The 25,896-nt window shown below is 39.2% G+C and carries 28 protein-coding genes; 17 read left to right on the forward strand and 11 right to left on the reverse strand.

Going from position 1 to position 25,896, the window contains the following annotated elements; all coding sequences use genetic code 11:
* Positions 1–52 precede the first annotated feature (52 nt).
* Positions 53–370, forward strand: coding sequence for a thiosulfate sulfurtransferase GlpE (gene glpE, locus GQR47_RS13035; protein WP_010554397.1), 318 nt, complete (start codon positions 53–55; stop codon positions 368–370).
* Positions 367–1,185, forward strand: coding sequence for a rhomboid family intramembrane serine protease GlpG (gene glpG / locus GQR47_RS13040; protein ID WP_024595695.1), 819 nt, complete (start codon positions 367–369; stop codon positions 1,183–1,185). The genes glpE and glpG overlap by 4 nt, the downstream gene beginning before the upstream one ends.
* Before the next feature lie 3 nt (positions 1,186–1,188).
* On the opposite strand, the gene GQR47_RS13045 is transcribed toward glpG, so the two are convergent.
* Positions 1,189–1,587 (reverse strand): flagellar basal body-associated protein FliL, encoded by a 399-nt coding sequence (locus GQR47_RS13045; RefSeq protein WP_002961049.1) that lies wholly within the window; start codon positions 1,585–1,587, stop codon positions 1,189–1,191.
* A gap of 154 nt (positions 1,588–1,741) precedes the next feature.
* Between GQR47_RS13045 and GQR47_RS13050 the strand changes: the two genes are divergently transcribed.
* Positions 1,742–2,281 (forward strand): chorismate lyase, encoded by a 540-nt coding sequence (locus tag GQR47_RS13050; protein WP_002961048.1) that lies wholly within the window; start codon positions 1,742–1,744, stop codon positions 2,279–2,281.
* Positions 2,278–3,156, forward strand: a complete 879-nt coding sequence (gene ubiA, locus GQR47_RS13055; protein ID WP_024595696.1) for a 4-hydroxybenzoate octaprenyltransferase — start codon at positions 2,278–2,280, stop codon at positions 3,154–3,156. Before GQR47_RS13050 ends, ubiA begins: the two co-directional genes overlap by 4 nt.
* A gap of 38 nt (positions 3,157–3,194) precedes the next feature.
* On the opposite strand, the gene GQR47_RS13060 is transcribed toward ubiA, so the two are convergent.
* The 3 genes from GQR47_RS13060 to GQR47_RS13070 form a co-directional block, all read right to left on the reverse strand.
* Positions 3,195–3,815 (reverse strand): 2OG-Fe(II) oxygenase, encoded by a 621-nt coding sequence (locus tag GQR47_RS13060; protein ID WP_154903688.1) that lies wholly within the window; start codon positions 3,813–3,815, stop codon positions 3,195–3,197.
* Between the two features lie 91 nt (positions 3,816–3,906).
* A complete protein-coding gene (locus tag GQR47_RS13065; RefSeq protein WP_024595491.1) occupies positions 3,907–4,791 on the reverse strand; it encodes a LysR family transcriptional regulator in 885 nt (294 codons plus the stop codon).
* 377 nt (positions 4,792–5,168) lie between these two features.
* Complete coding sequence (locus GQR47_RS13070) at positions 5,169–5,591, reverse strand: DUF2721 domain-containing protein (RefSeq protein ID WP_002961042.1); 423 nt, start codon at positions 5,589–5,591, stop codon at positions 5,169–5,171.
* Positions 5,592–5,666: 75 nt separating this feature from the next.
* Here GQR47_RS13070 and GQR47_RS13075 point away from each other — a divergent pair, with 75 nt between their 5' ends.
* From GQR47_RS13075 to tsaD, 3 genes are read left to right on the forward strand one after another with little or no spacing between them, the layout of a single operon-like run.
* Positions 5,667–6,020: a DUF2007 domain-containing protein gene (locus GQR47_RS13075; protein WP_002961041.1), complete on the forward strand. Its 354-nt coding sequence runs from the start codon at positions 5,667–5,669 to the stop codon at positions 6,018–6,020.
* Positions 6,013–6,603, forward strand: coding sequence for a YjaG family protein (locus GQR47_RS13080; RefSeq protein ID WP_002961040.1), 591 nt, complete (start codon positions 6,013–6,015; stop codon positions 6,601–6,603). The genes GQR47_RS13075 and GQR47_RS13080 overlap by 8 nt, the downstream gene beginning before the upstream one ends.
* Positions 6,604–6,641: 38 nt before the next feature.
* Positions 6,642–7,655, forward strand: a complete 1,014-nt coding sequence (gene tsaD, locus GQR47_RS13085; RefSeq protein ID WP_024595490.1) for a tRNA (adenosine(37)-N6)-threonylcarbamoyltransferase complex transferase subunit TsaD — start codon at positions 6,642–6,644, stop codon at positions 7,653–7,655.
* An 11-nt stretch (positions 7,656–7,666) separates the two neighbouring features.
* Here tsaD and plsY read toward each other — a convergent pair whose 3' ends face one another.
* The gene (gene plsY / locus GQR47_RS13090) at positions 7,667–8,278 is read right to left on the reverse strand and encodes a glycerol-3-phosphate 1-O-acyltransferase PlsY (RefSeq protein WP_002961038.1); all 612 of its coding nucleotides are present in this window, start codon (positions 8,276–8,278) and stop codon (positions 7,667–7,669) included.
* 230 nt (positions 8,279–8,508) lie between these two features.
* Between plsY and folB the strand changes: the two genes are divergently transcribed.
* The 8 genes from folB (at position 8,509) to GQR47_RS13130 (ending at position 14,681) form a co-directional block, all read left to right on the forward strand.
* Positions 8,509–8,868 carry a dihydroneopterin aldolase gene (folB, locus tag GQR47_RS13095; RefSeq protein ID WP_024595489.1) on the forward strand — a complete coding sequence of 120 codons (360 nt, stop codon included), beginning with the start codon at positions 8,509–8,511 and terminating at the stop codon, positions 8,866–8,868.
* A complete protein-coding gene (folK, locus tag GQR47_RS13100) occupies positions 8,869–9,357 on the forward strand; it encodes a 2-amino-4-hydroxy-6-hydroxymethyldihydropteridine diphosphokinase (protein WP_024595488.1) in 489 nt (162 codons plus the stop codon).
* A complete protein-coding gene (locus tag GQR47_RS13105) occupies positions 9,354–10,154 on the forward strand; it encodes an undecaprenyl-diphosphate phosphatase (RefSeq protein WP_024595487.1) in 801 nt (266 codons plus the stop codon). Before folK ends, GQR47_RS13105 begins: the two co-directional genes overlap by 4 nt.
* 175 nt (positions 10,155–10,329) lie before the next feature.
* On the forward strand, positions 10,330–11,685 hold the full coding sequence (mpl, locus tag GQR47_RS13110) for a UDP-N-acetylmuramate:L-alanyl-gamma-D-glutamyl-meso-diaminopimelate ligase (protein WP_024595486.1): 1,356 nt from the start codon (positions 10,330–10,332) through the stop codon (positions 11,683–11,685).
* A gap of 1 nt (position 11,686) precedes the next feature.
* Entirely contained in the window at positions 11,687–12,307 is a 621-nt protein-coding gene (locus GQR47_RS13115) for a flavin prenyltransferase UbiX (protein ID WP_002961027.1), read from the forward strand.
* Entirely contained in the window at positions 12,307–13,236 is a 930-nt protein-coding gene (locus GQR47_RS13120) for an ABC transporter ATP-binding protein (RefSeq protein WP_024595485.1), read from the forward strand. The genes GQR47_RS13115 and GQR47_RS13120 overlap by 1 nt, the downstream gene beginning before the upstream one ends.
* A complete protein-coding gene (locus tag GQR47_RS13125; protein ID WP_002961025.1) occupies positions 13,237–14,004 on the forward strand; it encodes an ABC transporter permease in 768 nt (255 codons plus the stop codon).
* Positions 14,004–14,681, forward strand: coding sequence for an SAM-dependent methyltransferase (locus tag GQR47_RS13130; RefSeq protein ID WP_024603594.1), 678 nt, complete (start codon positions 14,004–14,006; stop codon positions 14,679–14,681). The genes GQR47_RS13125 and GQR47_RS13130 overlap by 1 nt, the downstream gene beginning before the upstream one ends.
* A 266-nt stretch (positions 14,682–14,947) precedes the next feature.
* Here GQR47_RS13130 and GQR47_RS13135 read toward each other — a convergent pair whose 3' ends face one another.
* Positions 14,948–16,828 carry a GGDEF domain-containing protein gene (locus GQR47_RS13135; protein WP_033020723.1) on the reverse strand — a complete coding sequence of 627 codons (1,881 nt, stop codon included), beginning with the start codon at positions 16,826–16,828 and terminating at the stop codon, positions 14,948–14,950.
* A 532-nt stretch (positions 16,829–17,360) separates the two neighbouring features.
* Between GQR47_RS13135 and panP the strand changes: the two genes are divergently transcribed.
* Positions 17,361–18,986, forward strand: a complete 1,626-nt coding sequence (panP, locus tag GQR47_RS13140) for a pyridoxal-dependent aspartate 1-decarboxylase PanP (RefSeq protein ID WP_024595231.1) — start codon at positions 17,361–17,363, stop codon at positions 18,984–18,986.
* Between the two features lie 52 nt (positions 18,987–19,038).
* On the opposite strand, the gene serA is transcribed toward panP, so the two are convergent.
* The 5 genes from serA to metK all read right to left on the reverse strand — a co-directional run bounded on the left by serA (position 19,039) and on the right by metK (position 23,475).
* The gene (serA, locus tag GQR47_RS13145) at positions 19,039–20,268 is read right to left on the reverse strand and encodes a phosphoglycerate dehydrogenase (RefSeq protein WP_024595232.1); all 1,230 of its coding nucleotides are present in this window, start codon (positions 20,266–20,268) and stop codon (positions 19,039–19,041) included.
* Positions 20,269–20,277: 9 nt separating this feature from the next.
* On the reverse strand, positions 20,278–20,931 hold the full coding sequence (gene rpiA / locus GQR47_RS13150; protein ID WP_002958979.1) for a ribose-5-phosphate isomerase RpiA: 654 nt from the start codon (positions 20,929–20,931) through the stop codon (positions 20,278–20,280).
* 53 nt (positions 20,932–20,984) lie between these two features.
* Positions 20,985–21,581 carry a 5-formyltetrahydrofolate cyclo-ligase gene (locus GQR47_RS13155; protein ID WP_024595233.1) on the reverse strand — a complete coding sequence of 199 codons (597 nt, stop codon included), beginning with the start codon at positions 21,579–21,581 and terminating at the stop codon, positions 20,985–20,987.
* Between the two features lie 18 nt (positions 21,582–21,599).
* A complete protein-coding gene (locus GQR47_RS13160; protein ID WP_024595234.1) occupies positions 21,600–22,148 on the reverse strand; it encodes a hypothetical protein in 549 nt (182 codons plus the stop codon).
* A 175-nt stretch (positions 22,149–22,323) separates the two neighbouring features.
* Positions 22,324–23,475 carry a methionine adenosyltransferase gene (gene metK, locus GQR47_RS13165; RefSeq protein WP_002958976.1) on the reverse strand — a complete coding sequence of 384 codons (1,152 nt, stop codon included), beginning with the start codon at positions 23,473–23,475 and terminating at the stop codon, positions 22,324–22,326.
* A gap of 304 nt (positions 23,476–23,779) precedes the next feature.
* Between metK and tkt the strand changes: the two genes are divergently transcribed.
* Positions 23,780–25,771, forward strand: coding sequence for a transketolase (gene tkt / locus GQR47_RS13170; protein ID WP_024603595.1), 1,992 nt, complete (start codon positions 23,780–23,782; stop codon positions 25,769–25,771).
* Positions 25,772–25,896 lie beyond the last annotated feature (125 nt).

Genomic DNA, 25,896 nt, shown 5'->3' on the forward strand with positions numbered 1-25,896 from the left:
AAGAAGGGCGGCTTTAGCCGCCTTTTTTATACTATTAATTAAAGAGATTTCAATGGCATTTAAACATATTTCTATAGCGCAAACGTTAGAGCTTTTAGATAAAGAAGACGTGGTAATTGCAGATATTCGCGATCCTAATTCGTATCAAGCCGGTCGCATTCCAGGCTCAGAAGCACTTTCTAACGGTAATATCGCACAATTTATGATGGAAAAAGAATTCGATCAGCCAATTATTATTGTCTGCTACCACGGTATGAGCTCACAAGGCGCAGCTAGCTACTTAGTTGAGCAAGGTTTTGAAGACGTTTACAGTATGGATGGCGGCTTTACAGCTTGGGAAGCTGCTTACAGCGAGAAAGTAGAGCGATGATAGAGCTTGGCAGTTTAAATAACCCGCGCGCCGCACAGGGCTTTATAGATTATTTAAAAAGCCAAGGTTTACAAGGACAATTAAGCTCCTCAGATGGTAGCAATGTCATTATTAGTGTTGCGCCTGAGCATTTTCATCAAATACAACCTTTATGGGCCGAATTTACACAAAACCCTAACCATGAACGCTATCAACAAGCTTCATGGGATGTAGGTAGCACACAATCGCCGCTTAAATACCAAGGGCAATCACTTAATCTAATGACGCGATTTAAAGCGCTTAGCTGGTTAAATCAAACCGTAAGTATTGTAAGCGTTATAATTTATTTTGCTTTTTTACTAGGTGGTTTTGAGACCATTTACACCATGATGCAGTTTAAACCTACGCAGCCTTTAAGTTGGTTAACGCCCGCCCTCGTACATTTTAGCGCGATGCATATAGTGTTTAATTTAATTTGGTGGATGTCGCTTGGTGACAATATCGAAAAACAATGCGGAAAACTCACCCTAATAGGTTTGTTTTTAGTAACTGCACTTATAAGTAATTGGGCACAATACTTAATGGTTGGTCCTAACTTTGGCGGCTTGAGTGGTGTGGTGTATGGGCTACTTGGTTTTTGCTGGATTCATAGCTTTTTAAATCCTAACAAGCCTGCGCTTGTAAGTACGGCTATTGTTGGCTTTATGTTGATTTGGTTAGTGCTTGGGTTTGCTGATGTATTGTTTGTAGGTATGGCTAATTGGGCGCACTTAGGTGGGTTACTTAGCGGTATGGCTTTTGCCTATACCGCCAAAATATTTAACGCAAAACGTTAAATACTAATGATATAAATATTTAGTGAACAAGACTTCACGGATGATCTCTTGTCCTGTTTCTTCTTTTAGCAGGCTTTTTAGTTTTTCGGCGCACTTTGCACGTATTTCTTCACGGCCAGTAAGTGATTTTATTTTTTCTTCTGGTTCTTTAGATAAAATCTCTACTAGGGCATCACGAAGTAATGGCGTGTGGTGTTCAACCACTGCAATATCAGAAGTGTCAGTAAGCATTAAATCAATAGTTACACGCACATAGCCCATTTTTTTACTTGATGCGCCAATGTAGTTGGTGATTATATCTGGCTCAAAACCAAAATAACCAACTGTGGATTCAGCACGAGCTGTAAAGCTTATAACGCTTACAAAGAACGTAAAAAGACCTGCGTATACTATTTTTTTCATATTTAAAGCGTTTCTTAAAACTTGTTACAAATAGTTTATACTTAATAGTAGGTAATAAACAGCGCCAAGCAATTATTTATGGTTATAAAACATGACTTTTTCAAAAGCTTTGGCAATGGTATCATCTCGTTGTTTTTTATTTTGTTGAGCTATTGTGATTACTTATCCTCTGTCTATATCTGCTAATTGGCAGTCCACTTCTTATATAAGTGACTTATCTCCTCTAGAGCAAGAGTGGCTTTTTGAACAGAATTCATTAACGGCTAAATTAAAAAGTAACTCAAAAACTTTTAATGTAAAGGTATTAAGTGAGCAGTTATTTACTTTAAGCCCAGAGCAAAACTTACTACTAAACAGCACAGCTAAAACAGCTATTAATAGAGAAGTTCTCTTACTGTGCGATAACAAACCTGTGGTGTACGCACAAAGCTGGCTTCCTAAAAATGATTCTATTAATCCTTTGCACAATATGGGCGAGCGTCCTTTAGGTGATGTGATTTTTCAAGACCCAGCATTAAAACGAACGGATATAGAAATTGCTTATTTTGATGACACGCACCCTATTCAGCAATTAGTTACAAAATTGAACTTACCCGAGAAAAACTTACTAGGGCGTCGAAGTGTATTCTCACTCAAAGAATATAAGTTTTTAGTGTGTGAAGTGTTTTTACCTGGAGCATATTTATACTCATGAAATTAGCCGCTTTAAAGCCAAAACATATTCCTTATTATATACAGTTAATGCGTATAGATAAGCCCATTGGTACCTTGTTATTACTTTGGCCAACATACTGGGCTTTATGGCTTGCTAATAGTGGGGTGCCGAGCTTACTCAACTTTATTATATTTACGCTGGGCGTTGTTGTTATGCGTAGCGCAGGGTGTGTAATTAATGATTTTGCAGATAGAAAAATAGACGGCTCGGTAAAACGCACAGCTCAACGGCCGCTAGCTTCAGGACAGGTGAGTAGTGGTGAAGCACTTAGTCTATTTTTACTACTCATAGTTATTGCGTTCATTTTAGTATTAATGCTTAGCGTCAATACTATTTTGCTTTCTTTTGGTGCTTTGGCTTTAGCCTTTTGTTACCCCTTTATGAAGCGCTATACACAGTTACCTCAAGTTGTTTTAGGGGCTGCATTTGGTTGGGCTATTCCTATGGCGTATATGGCTTCAATTAATGCACTACCACAGCAGGCATGGTTATTATTTATAGCCAATATTTGCTGGACAGTGGCTTACGACACCATGTATGCGATGGTTGATAGGGACGACGATTTAAAAATAGGGGTAAAATCAACCGCTATTTTATTTGGTAAATACGACCGCCATATTATCTTTTTACTTAATGCTGTATTTATAGCGTTGGTTGCTTTTATTGGTATAAGCAATCATTTAAGTGTCGCATTTGGCGTTGGTTTAAGTATTGCTGTGGGCCTATTGGCATACCAACAAACGCTTATTCATAAACGTGAAAGAGATGCCTGTTTTAAAGCGTTTTTAAATAATCATTACGTGGGTTTGGCTATCTTTATAGGGTTATTACTTTCATACCCAATAGCATTTTAAAAGCCTCAATAAAGGCTGTTAAAATGCTCTATTAGGAGTTATCGGGGGGGATCAATAATGCCGCTAATAGAGGCGTTTTTCCTAAACCAGCCTGCAATAGAATAGCGATCGTCAACGGCGGGAAGTACTTCGTGGGCAAAGCGTTCGCTTTCAAACATTACTAATGTGCCAGCAGTTGGTTTAATTGTTATTTCTATCTCTTTACTTTTAGGTTTATAAATAACAAGTTCGCCACCTTGCTTAGGCGTATTTAAATAAAGTACCGTTGTAAATACTCGATTAGAGCGACCTTTAAATGCATCTAAGTGCTTTTTGTAAAAATCACCCTGTGTATATTTTGCATAATGGCATTCGTAATCAAATAACCCCATAAAAAAACTGCGATTTAACGTGGTCTTTATACTTTGCATTATTGCTTGATAGGTAAGCTGTGCTTGAGAGCTACCGTCAAACCAATAGGTTTTATCAGTACGTACGGCTTTATCTATTTGTAAGTCATTTAATCGACCAATACCAGCAAGGCTAAAGTGAGGGTTTATACGGTGGCAGTCTGCAACTAAATCGTTAACTAAATCGGCAATAAGCGCGTTATGAATTACGGTATATCCTTGGCGTTCTATATCATCTAAATAGACATCAGGACCAAAAAGTGTGTTCATTCACATCAGCTGTTTAAAAAAGGTGCGACAGTGTAGCCGAAAAGCTGTTAAAAGCTACTGTTTATTGTGCCGCACTTTTTGAAACATCAGATTAGCTAAATGCAGCACCCGCTTTTTTTATAAGCGATAGTAAATGCTCTACATGTTCAGTAATCGACGTCTGTTGGCTTGTTTGTACAACGAGTTGTTCGTGGTTTAAACCTTTATTTGTTTTAAGTTGTACTAATTCAGAATTCTCTGCGATTGCATTAGCATGTTCAATGCTTGCAATAGCAAAATGATCTGATTTAACTACACCTGCCATTACTTGCTCAATACTGCCCACTTTAATACTTGATGATTTATTTAAAGAATCAATTGCTTCATTAAGCATATTTTGTACTTGTTTAGACTCAGAGAAACAGCCAAACATCGGGTAGCTATCAAGGTTTTGTTTACTTATATCGTTTTTATGGGCAAGAGGGTGGTTTTTTGAAACAAATAACACAAGCTGATCAGGTAAGTGAATGTCACTGCCAATACTATTAATAGCTTGAGAGTATACGCTAATGTCTATTTCACCTTGTTGGAGTTTGCGTGTTAGCTCTTGCTGATCTTGTAGCTGCATCTCAATTTTTATATGAGGGTATTGAGCTAAAAACTGTCCACAAGAAATAGGTACTATGCTGCTTGCCTTATTGGTATACCCAATAACGAGCTTTTCATTGGCATTACCGTTTACTGATTGAAAAATCCGCTTTTTCGTTAGCTCAAGTTCCGATAGGGTCGTTTTAGCATATTCTAGAAAAAGCTCGCCTTCTGGCGTTAATTTAACAGAGCGTGTTGAGCGTTTTACTAACTCATATCCCATTTCATCTTCAAGTGTTTGAATGCCGCGCGTTAGCGCTGAAGTACTAATTTGGGTTTGTTCAGCAGCTTGTCTAAAATGACGTAATATACCAAGTGCTACAAATTGCTCTAATTGTTCAAATCTCACTTTATAGTCCCTTTTTATAAGTAAGTCGCAGATACCACGGACATCAAATATATTAATTTTTATTCTAAAGTTTAGTAAAATTCTATATTGAAATACGGTTGCAAGTTCATACGTGTTTCCAGCAGGATACCCCCCTTTTAGTATTAATTAAAGAGAAAAGCGACCAAATAGTATTACTTTTTAAATTCATAACTAGTTGTTTATTGTATTTTATCTATGTTTTTGCAATGGGCTAGCTAAGTAAACTTATTTGTAGTCAGTAAGTTAGTTAGTATATTTGGATTAAATTGTTCTAATTAATAAAAAAGTACGCCCCAAAAAGGGGCGTTCATACAACATGATTGTGACAAATAATAGAGTGTTTTATTTATAATAAACTATTTTACAAAATTTCTATTTATTCGGCTACTTAGTGGTTTATTTTCAATGCTTTGCAGTTCTATCTCGATTGCATCACAGGAAATATGTATTTCAAATAAAGACGTTAATAACGATAAACTTAAGCAAGCTAAGCTAATGCCAAATAAAATAATTCCTGTGGCATTAAACTCAATAAATAATGCAAACATTGATAGTGTACACAGTAGAAAAGAGGCTACCCCGTACACTTGCATCGTTCTAATTAGCTTAATACGTTTACGTAAGTTAGTGATTTGAGCCACTACAACAGGCCGAATAGATTCACCTTCACGCGCATTTAGCTCCCTAATTAATTGCGCTAAAACTAAAAATCGGTTTGTATAGGCGAGTAATAGCAGCGATATGGCCGGAAAAAGTAAGCCTGGGGTTGTTAGTGTCATGTTTATTCCTTAAAAGTACAGCATGCTAATAATTTAGCGCAGGATATTGTTAACACAAAATAAATGAGGTGAATATTGCAAAATATTAATAATAACAATTCAACAGATAGCTCTTTTCAATGGGTTACAATTTATAAAGCTGAAAATACCTTGGAAGCGAATATCGTAAAAGGCTTAATACAAACTGCTGGAATAGAGTGTAAAATTAAAGGCGAGATGCTCCAAGGGGCGCTTGGAGAAATTCCATATGATCAGGCGCAAGTTAGTGTGCAGGTTTATGCGATAAAAGAGCGCCATGCGCGGCAAATATTGGTAAACTATCAACAAGTAAAACAATCCGCTCCAGATTGGGTATGCCCTAATTGTAATGAGCATAATGGATCAACATTTGATTTTTGTTGGTCGTGTGAGACGTTAAAGAATGACTAAAGCAAATAATTTTCAGCGTATTAGAGAGCTTAACTATTTACAAAAGGCCGTCTTAGCAAGTGCTTTAATAGAGCGAATGCTGCCAAATTACGGTTTATTTAGCGAAGCAACGGGGTTTGGTGATGAAACCTTATTACGTAATTCGCTTAATGTTTGTTGGGAAAAAATCTTACTGCCTAAAAGTAAAATAGATCTCGAAAAACAAGTTGAAAAAATAGAACCAAATGTTCCTGAACTTGCTGATTTTGATATGTTTGGTACTTATCCTGCTATTGATGCTGCAACGTCTTTACTTAGCTTAATGCACGGTTTAGTGGCGCAAGATGAGCAAGAGTTCATTAGTGTGAGCAAAATATCTCAAGCAACAGTGGCTCGCTTTATTGAATATCAAATGACGGTTGAAGGTGAGATTGCTGATAACACAGCAGTGAGAGAGCACCCATTAATGCAGTACGAAATTGAAGTATTAGGTGAGCTAATTGATTTTGTAGAAAATATGGGGCGTATTACCTCTGATAGCGTAAAGGCACTTAAAAAGTTTGCCCTTGAAGATGGCCAAACAAATATTGGTCTTACGTTATAAAAGAAGCAAAGTAGAATTTAAAAGGCAGGAGAAGTACAGTGCGAATTTTAGGCATTGAATCGTCATGTGATGAAACGGGTATTGCAATATATGATGACGAAAAAGGCTTGTTAGCTCATCAATTATACAGCCAAGTAAAAGTACACGCTGATTACGGCGGTGTAGTGCCGGAACTTGCATCGCGCGATCATGTTCGTAAAACATTACCACTTATAGATGCAGCATTTGCACAAGCAGGTTGTGGCCCTGAAGATTTAGACGGTATTGCTTATACTGCAGGCCCAGGTCTAGTTGGTGCATTATTGGTAGGTACGTCTATTGGTCGCTCATTAGCATACGGCTGGGATATACCTGCGGTAGCAGTACATCACATGGAAGGGCATTTGCTTGCTCCGATGCTTGAGGAAAATACCCCTGAGTTTCCGTTTATTGCATTGCTTGTATCGGGCGGTCATACCATGATGGTTAAAGTAGCAGGTATTGGACAATACGAAGTACTAGGTGAGTCAGTTGATGATGCCGCAGGCGAGGCCTTTGATAAAACGGCTAAGTTACTTGGTCTTGATTACCCCGGTGGTCCACGCTTAGCTAAAATGGCCGAACAAGGCGTAGCAAAGCGTTTTGTATTTCCTCGCCCTATGACCGACAAGCCAGGACTTGATTTTAGTTTTAGTGGTTTAAAAACAGCGGCATCAATCACGATTCGTGAAAATGACGACGACGATCAAACCAAAGCTGATATAGCGCATGCATTTCAAACGGCGGTTATTGATACGCTCGTTATTAAGTGTAAGCGTGCGCTTAAACAAACAGGTATTAAGCGTTTGGTCATCGCCGGTGGTGTGAGTGCAAATACACAGCTTCGACTGCAGCTTGAACGCGTAATGAAGGGTATGAAAGGCGAAGTGTTTTATCCGCGTACTGAATTTTGTACCGACAATGGTGCAATGATTGCTTATGCCGGAATGCAACGTTTAAAAGCAGGGCAATTTGCCACGCTTGATATGAAAACAAAACCTCGTTGGCCTATAGATAGCCTTGAGTCGATTTAATGACTCATATTTTAGATATTTTTGTTTTCATCGGTGGGTGCTTTTTTAGCACCCACTTTTGGTTCTTCCCCACTAAATAATCGAATAATATTAGTACGGTGACGAAATATAATTAACAGCGTGATAAAAGTAACGGGAAGAGTATAAAGTGGCTTTATTAGCCATGTATACAAGGGCGCTAAAGATACAGCTACAAGCGCCGCCAGTGATGAATAGCGTGTTATTGCCACTATAACTAACCAAGTACACACAAGTAAACCTGCCAATGATAAGCCAATAGGTAATAATGAGCCAAATGCCGTTGCTACGGCTTTACCGCCTTTGAAGCTAAAAAACAGTGGGTACATATGGCCTAAACAAGCAGCTACTGCGACTAAACCAAGCTCTAAAGGTTCAACTTCTAAAAAATAAGCCCCCCATACCGGAATAGTGCCTTTTAAAATATCAAACACTAGAACCAAGCAAGCCGGAAATGCTCCGCCTAATCTATAAACATTTGTAGCTCCTGGGTTATTAGAACCACTATTACGAGGGTCTGGGAGTTTGAACAACCGCGACACTAAAATAGCCGACGAAATCGACCCAAGTAAATAAGCTAAAACAAACATTATAGTGGCTAACACGCGCTTCCTTATTTTTTAATTGCTATACCAATTGATAGTGCTTTTAGGCTATTATTGGCAGCAAAATTTATCGTAAAAATTATTAACAGGCTATTTAATAGCTAGTTTAGTTATTTTGCTATTGTAGAAGTTATTTTTACATATTTAAACACTGGCTAAACCATATACAGTATTAATTTTATTGATGCTTAGTATAGTTGCTTAGTAGTTTGTTGTTATTTGGAGTATCAATGGATAAGGTTTTTATATCTCAATTGCACGTCGACACTATTATTGGAGTGTACGACTTTGAAAAAGAAAGTAAACAGAGCCTTTATTTTGATATTGAAATGCTAAGCGATATTAAGCCTGCAGCTGAAAATGACGATATTAATTTAGCACTCGATTACTCAAAAGTAAGTGAGCGAGTTATTGAGCACTGCACTTTAAAACCTGTAGAGTTGCTAGAAACTTTAGTTGAACAATTAGCGCATATTATTTTAAGCGAGTTTAATACTCCACAAGTTACTATAAGAGTAAGTAAACCTGCAGCAGTAGCACAAGCGCAAACTGTAGGTGTTGAAATTACACGTGTTAAGGCAATTGGTTAAATGGCTCAAATTTATATCAGCCTAGGGTCAAATATAAATAAAGCGCATTATATACAATGTGCATTAATTGCACTTAAGCAGCACTTTGAACATATTGTACACTCGTCTGTTTTTGAAAGTGAAGCAGTTGGGTTTGCTGGCAATAATTTTTATAATTCAGTCGTTGGCGCTACAACTGATATGTCGCTTGTTGATGTATGCGCTTTATTAAAACAAATAGAGCGTGATAATGGACGCACAGCGAACGATAAAAAATTTAGTCCACGAACGCTCGATTTAGATTTACTATTTTATGATGATGTAATTTGCGACTCCCCAGCGCAATTACCACGAGATGAAATAACTAAAAACGCATTTGTATTACAACCTCTTAGCGAGGTTGCCCCAGATTTCTATCATCCTGTAGCTAAACAAACGATTGCGCAGTTATGGAATGAATATAATAACCCTCAACAAAAGCTATGGAAGGTGGAGTTTTCTAACCCATGAGTATCATCGAAATAATTATTTTAGCCCTCATACAGGGATTTACTGAGTTTTTACCAATATCTAGTTCTGCGCACTTAATTCTCCCATCGCAAATTTTAGGCTGGGAAGATCAAGGGCTTGCGTTTGACGTGGCAGTCCATGTTGGTACTTTAATTGCCGTTGTTATTTATTTTCGTAAAGAGGTCGTCGACATACTCAGTGCGTGGTTTAAATCCTTTGGAACACAGGGTACTAGTGATGATAGTAAGCTAGGTTGGTGGATAATTTTAGGCACTGTGCCTGCCGCTATTTTAGGCTTACTTTTAAAAGACTTTATAGAGTTGTACCTACGAAGCGCTTGGGTAATTGCTACTACCACAATTGTGTTTGGTTTATTGCTTTGGTACGCGGATGCAAAAGGTAAGCAAATTAAAACTATTTATCAGCTTAATTGGAAAACAGCACTTATTATTGGATTTGCACAAGCTGTTGCAATGATCCCGGGAACTTCTCGCTCAGGTATCACGATGACTGCTGGTTTAATGCTTGGAATGAATAAGCAAAGCGCAGCGCGTTTTTCGTTCTTACTGGCAATTCCAATTATTTCTATGATGGGGCTTTATTATACTGCAGAGCTTGCTTTGGGTGACCATGTGGTTGATTGGAATACATTATTACTAGGTGTGGTGCTATCGTTCTTATCGGCTTATGCATGTATATTTATGTTTTTAAAAGTAATAGAGCGAATGGGCATGTTGCCATTTGTGATATATCGTTTATTGCTCGGTATAGGTTTGATAGTATTTTTAATGATGTAGCAAATAATGACTAATAAAAAAGCCTTCTAATTAAGAAGGCTTTTTTATTATCAAGTGGTCATTTTGGCACGAGTGAAGTGCTTACTCGCAATGGTAACTAAGCACGAATTTTGGCATTATAGCGCCATTAAACTTTGCATAGCTGTAAAGTGAGCATACGATTTAAGGAAAGTATATGCATATACATATTTTGGGCATTTGTGGCACGTTTATGGGTGGCATTGCAGCCATTGCTAAGTCATTAGGTCATAAAGTAACGGGTTCTGATCAGAACGTATACCCACCAATGAGTACGCAACTTGAAGAGCTTGGCATTGAACTGACTCAAGGCTACGCGGTATCTCAGTTAGAGCCAAAGCCAGATATGGTCGTTATTGGTAATGCAATGAGCCGGGGTAACCCATGTGTTGAATATGTGCTTGATAAAGGCCTGCCTTATACTTCAGGCCCTGAGTGGCTTAAGCATAACTTACTGCAAGATTCTTGGGTGCTTGCGGTTGCTGGTACGCATGGTAAAACAACCACAGCAAGTATGCTTGCGTGGGTGTTAGAGTACGCAGGTTTGAAACCAGGGTTTTTAATTGGCGGCATAGTGCAAAATTTTGGTGTATCGGCAAAAGTGGGTGGAACGCCATTTTTTGTTATTGAAGCCGATGAATACGACACTGCTTTTTTTGATAAGCGCAGTAAGTTTGTGCATTACCTCCCGCGTACACTTATCTTAAATAATCTTGAATTCGATCACGCTGATATTTTTGAAGATTTAAACGCAATAAAAAAACAATTCCATCACTTAATGCGTACATTACCTCAAAGCGGCAAGGTAATTTGGCCAAAGCAAGACGTAGCGCTTAATGATGTAATAGCACAAGGGCTTTGGAGCGAAAGCGAAACGCTAGGCGATGATTGGAGCTATGAATTAATAAAAGCCGATGGAAGTGAGTTTAATGTATTACTTAATGGCGAAAAGCAGGGCACTGTCTGTTGGCAAGCAATAGGCGAGCATAACGTTAAAAATGCGATTATGACTATCGCAGCAGCGCGCCATGTGGGTATAGCCATTGATCATAGTATTGATGCGTTAGGAGAGTTTATTAGCCCTAAAAGGCGTATGGAGCTAAAGGCGGATATAAATAATATTAAAGTGTATGACGACTTTGCGCATCACCCAACAGCAATTAAAACTACGCTTGCAGGATTGCGCGCAAAAGTAGGCGATGAAAAAATTATCGCTATTTTAGAGCCGCGCTCAAACACCATGAAAATGGGCGTGCACCAATATACATTATTAGATTCATTACGTGATGCTGACAACGTACTCCTTTTTGAACCAGAGAATCTAAATTGGTCGCTAAAAGAGCAAGCAGATAAAGCAGGCATGCAGTGCTTTAACAGCACACAAACAATTATTGATACAGTGCTTGAAAATATTGAGCCTAATCAACATATTTTAATTATGAGCAATGGCGGTTTTAATGGCCTTCATCAACACCTTGTTGATGGCTTAGCTGATAAATACAGCGGAGAATAGTGTGCAATTTAAAGATAGAATTACGCTCGCTTTTAGTGGTGCATCGGGTGCGCCTTATGGGCTTAGGTTACTTGAAGTATTACTAGAGCAGCAATTTCAGGTCTACGTTCTCATTTCAAGTGCAGCACGCGTGGTGCTTGATACAGAATCAAATATTAAGCTCTCTGGTAATGAAGATAAAGCCACAGAGCAGTTAAGTACGCTGTTTAATGCCAAACCTGAACAGCTAAAAGTATACGGTAAAGATAACTGGTTTAGCCCAGTAGCTTCGGGCTCTGCTGCTCCTAAAAAAATGGTAGTATGCCCATGTAGTGCCGGGTCGGTTTCTGCAATTGCAGTGGGGGCGTCTGATAATTTATTAGAGCGCGCCGCTGATGTGGTAATTAAAGAACGCGGACAGCTCATTTTAGTGCCTCGCGAAACACCATTTAACGAAATTCATTTAGAAAACATGCTTAAGTTATCTCGTTTAGGGGTAACAATTATGCCAGCCGCACCTGGTTTTTATCATAAGCCACAAAGTATCGAAGACTTAGTTGATTTTATGGTGGCGAGAATTTTAGATCATTTAAATATTGAGCATAACCTAACAAAACGTTGGGGTTATGGTGAGGGTAAGTAATGAATAAGCAAAATATTGCTTTAAATATAGAAGGCCTTACCAAGGTTTATAAAAATGGTGTTGAGGCTATTAAAGGCGTTGATTTACAAGTTGAAGAGGGCGATTTTTTCGCTTTGCTTGGTCCAAATGGAGCCGGTAAATCAACTACTATTGGTGTTATTTCGTCACTTGTTAATAAAACAAAAGGCAAAGTAGAAGTATTTGGCTGTGATATTGATACTGATTTAGAAGCTGCAAAAGCGCATTTAGGCTTAGTGCCGCAAGAATTTAATTTTAGCCAGTTTGAAACGCTTAGCCAAATACTGGTTAACCAAGCCGGTTATTATGGTGTGCCACGTGGTGAAGCCCATAAACGTGCTGATAAATACCTAGCACAGCTGGGTTTATTAGAGAAAAAAGACAAGCAAGCTCGTACGCTTTCAGGCGGAATGAAACGCCGTTTAATGATTGCACGCGCCCTTATGCACGAGCCAAAATTACTTATACTTGATGAGCCAACAGCGGGTGTAGACATAGAGCTTCGTCGTTCAATGTGGGATTTTTTACGCCAAATAAATGAGCAAGGCGTTACTATTATTTTGACCACACACTACCTTGAAGAAGCTGAGTTACTGTGTAAAAACATAGCGATTATTGATTCTGGTCGAATTGTTGAAAACACCACCATTAAAGCACTGCTTGCAAAACTTGATAAAGAAACCTTTATTTTAGATTTAAAAATGCCAGCAAACCCTGTCACGCTTGAAGGTTATAAGTTCACGATGACGGACGATCATACTGTTGAAGTAGAAGTCGCTAAATCACAGGGCTTAAATGCGGTATTTAGCGCATTAACAACCCAAGGAAATACAGTATTGAGTATGCGAAATAAAGCAAACAGACTAGAAGAGTTATTTGTAGGATTATTAGAGCAAGGGCGGGGCGAATAAATGTTTAAATATGGCGTAGCCTTAAAGAGTTTATGGATTAAAGAGTGTATTCGTTTTTTACGTATCTGGGTGCAAACCTTAGTGCCGCCAGCAATTACGATGAGCTTATATTTTGTTATTTTTGGTAACTTAATTGGTTCACGTATTGGTGATATGGGCGGCTTTAGTTATATGGAGTTTATTGTACCTGGCCTTATAATGATGTCGGTTATTACTAATTCCTATTCCAACGTAGCCTCTAGTTTTTATTCAACAAAATTTCAAAAAAGCATTGAAGAGCTTTTAGTTGCACCTGTGCCTAATTACATCATTGTACTGGGTTATATGGGCGGCGGTATGACGCGCGGTATTATGGTGGGCTTTATAGTTACTTGTGTATCGTTGTTATTTGTTGATATTCAAATTCATAATATTTTTGTAATTATGGCGACCGTTATTTTAACCTCAGCTGTGTTTGCTTTAGGTGGTTTAATTAATGCAATTTACGCAAATAGCTTTGACGATATAAGCATTATTCCCACCTTTATACTAACGCCATTAACTTACTTAGGCGGTGTATTTTATTCAATAACGTTATTGCCAGAATTTTGGCAAAACGTATCGCAAATAAATCCTATTATTTACATGGTAAATGCATTTCGCTATGGCTTTTTAGGTGTGTCGGATGTTGATTTAAGTGTAGCGCTAGGTGTTATTTTGGTGTTTATTACGGTGTTATTTACTTTAGCGCTAACTTTAATTAAAAAAGGTGTGGGGCTAAGACACTAATGAGTGATGCAAATTCACGTAGTATTGTATCTAATCAAGCGGGTATTCACGAAAAGCTTGATGAAATAGTAAATAAGCACTTAGATGCTGAATTTAAAAAGCCAATAGCAGCGCATACGCAAACTGCATTTGACGAGGTTAATGCTAAAGTACAAGCCTTTAGTGGCCCGCTTATTTTGGACTCGTGTTGTGGCGTGGGTGAAAGCTCAGCTAACTTAGCTAAGCGCCACCCTGATGCACTTATAGTTGGAATTGATAAATCTTCGCACCGATTAGATAAGCATGATGTTGAATATAAGCAAACCGACAGTGGTCAGTACATCTTAGTGCAAGCAGATTTAAATGACTTTTGGCGTTTAGCGGTAGCCGCCAATTGGCAACCTACGCACCATTATTTGTTGTATCCAAACCCGTGGCCTAAATCTAAGCATATTCGTAGGCGCTGGCATGGCGCAGCTATTTTTCCATTTATCGTTAAGTTAGGTGGAAAATTAGAAGTGCGCAGCAATTGGGATATTTACGTTAAGGAGTTTGCTCGGGCGCTTGAATTAACAGGCAACCCTTGCGATGTAACACTTTATGAGTCAGACGATGCAATTACGCCTTTTGAGCGTAAATACTGGGCCAGTGGCCAGCAAAGCCACCGACTCGTTATAAACTTACCTAGGGCGTGTTGACCTTTCGTGATTGATTTTGCAGCAGCATGTTTGGTTTTTAGGCAAGGCGGAGCCTATGTAGTGTGGTTATTCCCCATAAATAGGCGATAACGCAGCATAAAGACCAAACATGTGCTGCCCTTTGGGTTCTTTCTAGGGACGATTAACTCTTTGTTGCTCAGTTTTTACTTAGCCCACTAGGTTACAAACCTCGCGCCGCGATTTAATCGCCCCTAGATTGAACAAATTTCAATCCACAAAGATCAACACGCCCTGGTTAAAGTAAGTCAAAGTGCTAATTCTTCTGTAACCGTATTAACATGTGGCACTGGGTGGGCAAAATAGTTGCCTTGCATTAGTGTCACATTCGCCTTTTTAAGTGCGGTTACTATGGTTGTATTTTCTACCGATTCTGCCATTAATTGTAAACCAAGTTGATTAGCAAAGCTGGCTATATGCTCAATAAACAAGTAGATATCTTTGTCATTCACTATTTGCTTTATTAGTGCGCCATCTAATTTAATACCATCTACTTCAAGCTTAAGTACGTTTGATATATTTGAATAACCACTACCAAAGTCATCAATAATAACCTTAACGCCTTTTGTTTTAACCATTCCAATAAATGCTTTTACTTCAGAGAAGTTGGCAATAGCTTGGGTTTCTAAAAGCTCTAATGTGATATTACCAGGATGCGGGTAGCGCTTAAGTTCGTCCGCAATAAACTCACTTAAATTAGGGTCGAGCATATCTTGTGCTGTTATATTTAAACTCCAGCAAATATCGGTTTTTCTAAAGCGACTAACACATTGTGAAAATATAGTACGGGTAAGTATTCCGTCCATTCTTGAGCGGGTAACAACATTTAAAAATGCATCAGGTTTCAATACTTCCCCTTGTGCTGTTACCATTCGAGCTAAACATTCGTATTGAACGACCTTATTGGTATTTGTGTCAATAATGGGTTGAAAGTAAGGCACTATACGATTGTTATCAAACGCTTCTCGCACTTCTTTAGCCATTTCTACATTGTATTGATATTGCGTTTTTACATCGTGTAGCGCTTTTGAGTAGTTAACTACACTATGCCTGCCTTGTTTAGCTTGCAGCGCTGCTATATGAGCGTTTTCAAGTAGTAGCGATTTATTACCACTGGCAATACCTGCACATAGGGTTATGTAGATAAAAGGGTCAGTTAATACCGGTGTATTAAAGTTATATGTTTTTACGAGGTCGGTAAATTCGTCATTACTCATTTCCTTAGGCGCGAGTAATACTATTTTATTTGTTGCTAGTCTGTATATATGGCAATGCGTAGAGCTTCTAAGTTTAAAGTGAATAAGTAAGTTTTTCATTACCTTGTCACCCACTTCAGTGCCATAAAAACTGTTTATATCTTCTATTTCATTAACCCAAATAACGGCTAATTGCATGTGATGAGCATTACTTTTTTTAATAAAGTACTCAAGTGCAATATGATTTGAAAAACCAGTACTTGAGTCAGTTGCTAAAGACCGTTTTAGTAAATAAATATATATGGCGGCAACGAGTATCGCGATAAAAAAGAAGAAGCTAGCCATTGCAGCTGCTTTTGATACGCTTTCTTTAAGTTTCTCGTTTAAATCATAAATAGTTATATCGGCACCCGTTAAATAGGTATTGCCGTTGATTGGGTCAACGTAAGGAATAAAAATTGTTTTAAAGTGGCCCCACTGATCGCTCGATATTTCAAATACTGGCTCTGTTGAATAAAAAGCACTTATATTTGCATCGGTAGCTTCAGGGTAGAGATCTAAAAATTGAGTTACCTTGCCATTATTCTGATCGTCTTGCGTGTAGCTTGATGAGCTAAAAAGCACCTTACCGTCTTTTAAAATCATTGAATAGACATAAGCAATATCAAGTGCTTGAGCAAACTCAGAGAGTTGTTTACTTTTATCTTGATAGTAAGAAAAACTTATATTATCGCCTTGATTAACCGCACTTAAATAATCGTCACCTAAAATATGTTTAACGCTGGTGGCGGCATTAAGTAAGCGATTATCAACCGACTGCATTATTTCAGCACGCGTGGTTTGGTAAGTGTAGTAAACGTAGGTTAGCAAGCTTATTAAAAACAAGCTAAAGCCTGCCACTATCCAACTAACTTTGACTCTTCCTTCTGGCATATGTGTCCCTTTTTTGTTATCAAATTTATTATACCCAAAATAAGTAAATGCCCAATAAATAATTAGGTTTGGTAGAGTTTTAATTAGGGTTTGTTTATCTTTGCGGATTATAATTTGTTCAAACTAGGGGCGATTTAATCGCGGCGCTAGATTTGTAACCTAGTGGTCTAAGTAAAAACCGAGCAACAAAGAGTAAATAGACCCTAGGCAGAACCCTTTGGGCAGCGCCTGTTTGGCATTAATGCTACGTTATCGCCTATTTATGGGGAATAACCACACTACATAGGCGCTGCCTTGCCTAAATACCAAACAGGCTGCTGCAAATTTAACCTTGAAAGATAAATAGACCCTAAATTATCATTTTTTTGTCATCGCTTTGATTGCTTTTATAGGTTTAAACGAGACATTTTAGTTATATTGCAGTAAAGTTAGCGCAATTTTTAAAGAAACACGATTGCTCCAAATGTCCTAATAAGTAGGCGTTTTTGATGGGTAAGCGCGTGTTTTAGCTACACACACACTAGGTATTAAGATGGATCAAAAGCGTTGTGCCGTCGCCTCTAAAGAAAGCCTTAAGCGTATATTTACTGTACCTGAAGCGCCAGACTCAACTTTAAGCAAAATCGAGCTTGAAATTTCGAGTAATTTAGCAGGTTTTCTAAACGAAAATATAGCGGCAATTGAAAAACCATTACATGAAATAGAAAAAGATTTTCAATCGGCAGTGATCCCAGAAGATCCAACGTTTGTCTCTGCTTATGCCCAAGACATAATGGAGCAACTTGTTGCACATTCTGTGCATACAGCTGCGCCTAGTTTTATTGGTCACATGACCTCTGCCTTGCCGCACTTTTTATTACCGCTGTCAAAATTGATGGTAGGGCTAAATCAAAATCTAGTAAAAATAGAAACATCTAAAGCGTTTACGCCTCTTGAGCGTCAAGTGCTTGGGATGATGCATCATTTAGCTTATGGGCAAGAAGACTCATTTTATTCTAAATGGATGCACAGTGCTAAAACCTCATTAGGTGCATTTTGCTCTGGTGGTACGGTTGCTAATATTACTGCGCTTTGGATTGCGCGAAACCGCTTATTAAAACCTGATGGCGATTTTAGAGGCATAGGTGCACAAGGCTTAATTGCTGGTATGCTGCATTACGGTTATAAAGGTTTAGCAGTATTAATATCAGAACGCGGACATTACTCATTAGGTAAATCGGTTGATTTACTCGGCATTGGTCGCGATAACTTAATTGGTATTAAAACCTGTGAAAATAATAAAGTTGATGTAGGAGCGATGCGTGAAAAAGCACGTGAGCTTGAAGCGCAAGGCATTAAAGTAATGGCGATTATTGGGGTCGCGGGAACAACCGAGACCGGTAATATTGACCCACTTGATGAAATGGCCGACTTAGCACAAGACATTAACTGCCATTTTCATGTAGATGCAGCATGGGGGGGAGCGACCCTTTTATCGAGTACGCACCGTCCTTTACTAAAAGGGATTGAGCGAGCAGATTCAATTACCATCGATGCACATAAACAAATGTATGTACCAATGGGAGCGGGTTTAGTTTTATTTAAAGACCCCGCTGCAACTGATGCAATAGAACATCACGCTGAGTACATATTACGTAAAGGTTCAAAAGACTTAGGTAGCCACACGCTTGAAGGCAGCCGACCTGGTATGGCAATGTTAGTACATGCTTGCTTACGTGTTATTGGTCGTAAAGGTTACGAAATGCTGATTGATCGAAGCATCAAAAAAGCACATTACTTTGCTGATTTAATTAAGGCTGATGAAGACTTTGAGCTTATTTCGGAGCCTGAGTTGTGCTTATTAACGTATCGTTATGTACCTAAGCAAATTAAACAAGCAATAGCCGATGCAGATGCTGCAACTCGGTTAGATATTTTTGCTTCACTGAACCGTTTTACTGCCAGTATGCAAAAGCGTCAACGCGAGTCTGGTCGCTCATTTGTATCACGTACACGCTTAACGCCTTCTAAATACGACAATCAACCAACGGTTGTATTTAGAGTGGTTCTTGCTAACCCGCTTACCTCAGGCGCTATTTTAAAAGAGATATTAGCTGAGCAAAAAGAGTTGGCTGCAACAGATCCGGTATTCAAAAAATACTTGAGAAAGTATATGTAATCTAAATACAAAAAAGGGTCCATAAGGACCCTTTTTTAATATCAAAGAATGGTTAATGTAAAATACGTGCTCTAATTGTACCCTCAACAGCGCTCAGTTCTTTAAGTGCTACTTCAGATTGATCTGTATCAACATCAATAACTACATAACCAATAGATGCGTCTGTTTGTAGGTATTGCGCAGCAATATTAATACCGTGCTGTGCAAACGCTTGGTTAATTTGCGTTAGTACACCTGGGCGGTTGTGGTGTACGTGTAATAAACGGCTACGATTAGCAAGCTCAGGTAGCGATACTTCAGGGAAGTTAACCGCAGTAATAGTTGAGCCATTATCTGAATATTTAGCCAATTTACCCGCTACTTCAATACCAATGTTTTCTTGCGCTTCTTGTGTAGAACCACCAATGTGCGGCGTTAAAATAACATTGTCGAATTGGCGCAGTGGCGATACAAATTCTTCATCGTTAGATTTTGGCTCAGTAGGGAACACATCGATTGCTGCACCACTTAGTTTTTTCTCTGTAAGCGCTTCTGCAAGAGCATCAATATCAACAACAGTTCCGCGTGATGCATTGATCAAAATAGACCCCTGCTTCATAACTGCAAGTTCTGCTGTACCAATAAGGTTTTTAGTTTGCGGTGTTTCTGGTACATGTAAGCTAATAATATCAGAGCGTTGTAACAGCTGAGTAAGGTTATGAACTTGTGTTGCATTGCCCAGTGATAACTTATCTTCGATATCGTAAAACTCCACGTTCATACCGATATTTTCAGCCATAATACCTAGCTGAGTACCAATGTGACCGTAGCCAATAATACCTAATGTTTTACCACGTGCTTCAAACGAACCATTTGCTGTTTTTAACCAGCCACCACGATGAGCCGCTGCATTACGCTCTGGAATACCACGTAATAAAAGTAGAATTTCGCCAAGTACAAGTTCAGCAACTGAACGAGTATTAGAAAATGGAGCGTTAAATACAGCAATACCACGTTCGCGTGCTGCATCTAAATCAACTTGGTTTGTACCAATACAAAAACAACCAATAGCAACTAGCTTTTCAGCTGAGTCTAATACAGCTTGGTTAATATGAGTACGAGAACGAAGTCCTACAAAGTGAACATCTTTAATGCGCTCTTTAAGCTCGTCCTCAGGTAAGGATGTTTTAACGTAGTCGATATTGCTGTAACCGTTACGTTTTAGCGTTTCAACAGCGCTTTGGTGAACACCTTCAAGCAAGAGAATTTTAATTTTGTCTTTTGCTAACGATACCTTACTCATAACCTCATCCTATTTAATTTGTGGCCCATTTTTGGTACCGATAATCACTTTATCAGCACCTCGCATCGCAAATAGGCCGTTGGTAACTACGCCAACAATTGAATTGATTTGTGTTTCAAGTTGTTTGGCATTGGTAATTTTTAAGTTAAATACATCTAATATAACGTTACCATTATCGGTAACTACGCCTTGGCGATAAACAGGGTCACCACCAAGTTTTAATAATTCTCGTGCAACGTAGCTGCGCGCCATTGGAATAACTTCTACCGGAAGCGGGAAGTCGCCCAATGTATCTACCAGCTTTGTGTCATCAACAATACACACAAACTGTTTTGCAACTGCTGCTACTATTTTTTCACGTGTTAGCGCTGCGCCGCCGCCTTTAATCATTTCGTTTTGAGCGTTTATTTCGTCAGCGCCGTCAACGTATACATCTAAAGCATCAACGTTATTAAGTTCAAACACTTCAATACCTAACGCTTCCAAACGTGCAGTTGACGCTTCTGAGCTTGATACAGCGCCTACAATAGTGTCCTTTACTGAGCCAAGGGCATCAATAAAGTGATTAACAGTAGAGCCTGTACCGACACCTACAATAGTGTTTTCTTTTACAAACTCGAGTGCTGCCCAAGCAGCTGCTTTTTTTAATTCGTCTTGTGTCATTGCTTTGTGCTCATGTATGTCAGAAATATGCGGTTAGTAACCAAAATTAAATGTTACCAACAGTATGTTTTATCTGGGGTGATAATGGTTTCAAGTGGTACGTCCCATGACTCGATTGGTAGAGCATCAGCTTTTTGGCATTCATGTGCAAGGCCAATTAGTTGTGGTTTTTGCCAATTTTGTTCGTGTAAACGCGCCAATGTCCGGTCGTAAAACCCACCTCCCATTCCTAGGCGATTACCTTGTTTATCAAATGCCACTAATGGCATAAGGAGGTAATCAAGCGCTGGTAATGGGCATATTTGAGAGCAGTTCAGCTTAGGCTCCAAGATACCATAGCGATTTGCCCTCATGGGTGAGTTTTTCTCATAGCGCTGAAATAGTAAATTAGCGCCATTGAATGGGTGTATTATAGGTAGATAAACAGCATGGTTTAAGTTCCATAATTCTTTAATTAACAATGAAGTGTCTAGTTCTCCGTCGTTACTTAAATAAATGGCAATATGCTTTGAATTCGTTGTATTTTCGCTTTTTAAGTGTTGAATAAAATTCATTTTTAGCGATTGCGCAGCAATTATTTGCTGATTATTTGACAAGTTTTTACGGGTGTTACGAATTTCAGCTCTTATTTGTGCGCGTTTATTGCTCATTAAACTAATTAGCCATTTTTAAAAAGAGAATAAATCGGGAAAAATTAAAAAAACAGCCAGTACGACTAGCAAAATGGTGGCAGTTGCAATCAATGAATATAAAAGTAAGTTACTGCGTTTTTTAGGAGTAGCTAAATCCTCATCTAGCATTAGGTCGTCATTTTGCCATTCGTCTACACTTTCGTCTGGTGTATTTAATTGAGCTTCAGGAAGGCGTTGCTCTAGCTCATCTAGCTTTTCTTCAAGGCGTATTAAGCTGCTAGTGATGTAATCAAGTGCATCAAAAATACGTTCATCACGTTGGTTGTTATTTGCAGCTGCGGGGGAGCTATTTTGAATCGCATTTGAAACAGCTTGCAGCTTACTTTTAATACCTAGGCTTGCTAATAACTTAGTCTGTTTTAACGCTTTGTCTTTATCGCTTGGCGCAAACAGCGGCTTACCTTTAAAAAAAAGAGCTACTTTTTCATCTGACGTTTTTAATTTTGCAGCTAAGTTTGCGCACGCTGTTTTTATGTCAACGTTATCGGCAAGTCCTGCAAATATAACGCGAAAGTTATCGGCCATTTAACTATCCCTAAAGCTTTTATAATGAAATGAGTATATACCTAAAGTACAAAAGAATTCGAGGTTGATTTTATAGTTATTTTGTAGACGTACTACAAACAATGTAACTGATAAGTTTTAGATACAAAAACGGCCCTATTAAGGGCCGTTTTTAATTTACTTCAACACTTTTAGCTTAAAGGCCAGCAGCTGCACGAAGTGCATCAGCTTTATCTGTACGTTCCCAAGGGAATTCGTCACGACCAAAGTGGCCGTAAGCCGCTGTAGGAAGGTAGATAGGGCGCTCTAAATCAAGCATTTGAATTAAGCCGTAAGGGCGCAGGTCAAAGTGTTCACGAATAAGCTCGATTAAACGGCTTTCTTCTAACTTGCTTGTACCAAACGTTTCAACGCTGATAGATGTAGGCTCTGCAACACCGATTGCGTAAGAAACTTGTAATTCACATTTATCAGCAAGGCCAGCCGCAACTACGTTTTTAGCAACGTAACGTGCAGCGTATGCAGCTGAGCGGTCAACTTTTGATGGATCTTTACCAGAGAAAGCACCACCACCGTGACGAGCCATACCACCGTATGTATCAACGATGATTTTACGACCTGTTAAACCGCAATCGCCCATTGGTCCGCCAATTACAAAGCGACCCGTTGGGTTAATGAAAAATTTAGTCGCGCTTGTAATAAGCTCTGCAGGAAGTACCGGCTTGATGATAGTCTCCATCACCGCTTCTACTAAATCTTTTTGCGAAATGTCTTCGCTGTGCTGAGTAGATAGTACTACTGCATCAATACCTACTGGCTTACCATTTTCGTATGCAAAAGTAACTTGAGATTTTGCATCTGGACGTAACCAGTTAAGCTCGCCGCTTTTACGTACTTGCGCTTGGCGCTGTACTAAACGGTGTGAGTAAGTAATTGGCGCAGGCATTAGTACTTCTGTTTCGTTACATGCGTAACCAAACATAAGACCTTGGTCGCCAGCACCTTGTTCTTCTGGGCTAGTACGGTCAACACCTTGGTTAATGTCAGGAGACTGTTTACCAATAGTGTTTAAAATTGCACATGAATCTGCATCGAAACCCATGTCTGAATGCGTGTAGCCAATTTCACGTACTGTTTTACGTGTAATTTCTTCAATATCAACCCATGCGCTAGTAGTGATTTCACCACCAACCATAACCATACCTGTTTTTACGTAAGTTTCGCACGCAACACGGGCATGAGAGTCTTGCTCTAGGATAGCATCAAGTACCGCATCAGAGATTTGATCGGCGATTTTATCCGGATGACCTTCAGAAACTGATTCAGAAGTAAATAAATGTTTTGCCATTGTATTTCTGCTCACAAATATTGCGCTTCACAAACGTCGGTATTAGCGCTAAAAAATTAAGGGGCGTATTTTATCGAAAACAAAACACCTTGCATAGTGTTTTTACGCCTAGACGTCTAAATAAAATTACTAATAACTTTTTGGTCTTAAAAAATATTCATAATGCCTCACTTTTATAGGGTTTTTAATTGCACACAGCCCCCACAATAAGTAAGAATGGTCGATATAAACAAACCCAAGTTACTTGGGTGCATAAACAAACACATAAATACCCGCGCAAATACACATAAAGGTAGGAGAATTCATGCCATCTCGCAAAGAACTTGCAAATGCTATTCGCGTCTTGTCAATGGACGCAGTACAAAAGGCCAAATCTGGTCACCCTGGAGCCCCTATGGGCATGGCTGATATCGCAGAAGTATTATGGCGCGATTATCTAAAACACAACCCAACAAATCCAGAGTGGGCTGACCGTGACAGATTTATTCTTTCAAACGGCCACGGTTCAATGCTTATCTATTCTCTATTGCATCTAAGTGGTTACGACTTACCACTGGACGAAATTAAAAACTTCCGTCAAATGCATTCTAAAACACCAGGTCACCCTGAATATGGCTATGCACCAGGAATCGAAACTACTACGGGTCCATTAGGTCAAGGGATCACAAATGCCGTAGGTATGGCAATTGCTGAAAAAGCGCTAGCTGCGCAGTTTAACCGTGAAGGTCACGATATTGTTGATCACTTTACCTATGCATTTATGGGCGATGGCTGCCTTATGGAAGGTATTTCTCATGAAGCTGGTTCACTTGCAGGCACATTAGGTCTGGGTAAACTTGTTGCATTTTGGGATGACAACGGCATTTCAATCGATGGTGAAGTAGAAGGTTGGTTTACAGATGACACGCCAGCTCGCTTTAAAGCATACGGTTGGCATGTAATTAGTGGTGTTGATGGCCACGACAGCGATGCTATAAGTGCTGCAATTGCAGAAGCTAAAAGTGTTACCGATAAACCATCACTAATTTGTTGTAAAACAATTATTGGTTACGGCTCACCTAATAAATCTGGTAGCCACGATTGTCACGGTGCACCACTAGGTGATGACGAAATAAAAGCGTCTCGCGAATTCTTAGGTTGGACTGGCGATGCGTTCGAAATTCCTGATGATATTTACGCACAATGGGATAGCAAAGAAAAAGGTCAACAGCTTGAATCAAGCTGGGACGAAAAATTTGCAGCATACGCAAAAGCATACCCAGAGCTTGCAGCTGAATATAAGCGTCGTATTAATAACGAACTGCCTGGCGATTGGGCTGAAAAATCTCAAGCGTACATTGAGCAATTACAAGCAAACCCTGCAAACCCAGCGTCTCGTAAAGCATCGCAAAATGCATTAAACGCATTTGGTCCGTTATTACCAGAATTTATGGGTGGCTCAGCCGATTTAGCAGGCTCAAACTTAACAATTTGGGATGGCTCTAAAGGTTTAACACACGACGATGCAAGCGGTAACTACATTTACTACGGTGTACGTGAGTTTGGTATGTCGGCAATTATGAATGGTATTGCCCTTCATAAAGGCTTTATTCCTTACGGTGCTACGTTCTTAATGTTTGTTGAATATGCAAAAAATGCCGTACGTATGGCTGCATTAATGAAGCAACCAAGCATTTTTGTATACACGCACGATTCAATCGGTTTAGGTGAAGATGGTCCAACTCACCAACCAGTAGAGCAAATTGCAAGCATGCGTTTAACGCCTAACTTATACAACTGGCGCCCATGTGACCAAGTTGAGTCGGCAATTGCATGGCAACAAGCTATTGAGCGTAAAGACGGCCCTACATCGCTAATCTTTACTCGCCAAGGTCTTGAGCAACAAGCGCGTGACGCACAGCAATTAGCAGACGTTAAAAAGGGTGGTTACATCCTTAGCTGTGACGGCAACCCTGAGATTATTTTCATTGCAACGGGTTCTGAAGTGCAACTAGCACAAGATTCAGCAACTGAGCTACGCAGCCAAGGTAAAAAGGTACGTGTTGTTTCTATGCCATGTACTGATGCCTTTGAAGATCAAAGCGCAGAGTACAAAGAAAGCGTATTACCGGCATCTGTTTCACGCCGCGTAGCAGTAGAAGCAGGTATTGCTGACTACTGGTACAAGTACGTAGGTCTAAATGGCGCAGTAGTAGGTATGACTACCTTTGGTGAGTCAGCACCTGCTGGTGAGCTGTTTGAGCACTTTGGTTTTACAGTGGCAAACATTGTAAGCAAAGCAAACGAGCTTTTTTAATCGCTTTGATTAAATAAAGTAAGTAATTGAAAAACCCGCACATGTTGCGGGTTTTTTTATGCCCTTACATGAAGCAACTTCACCTTGATCAATGCAGCTTTCCTTGCAAGAAAGTAAGCTATCAG

The sequence above is a fragment of the Pseudoalteromonas sp. Z1A2 genome (assembly GCF_011378755.1).
In the GTDB taxonomy this organism is placed as follows: domain Bacteria; phylum Pseudomonadota; class Gammaproteobacteria; order Enterobacterales; family Alteromonadaceae; genus Pseudoalteromonas; species Pseudoalteromonas distincta.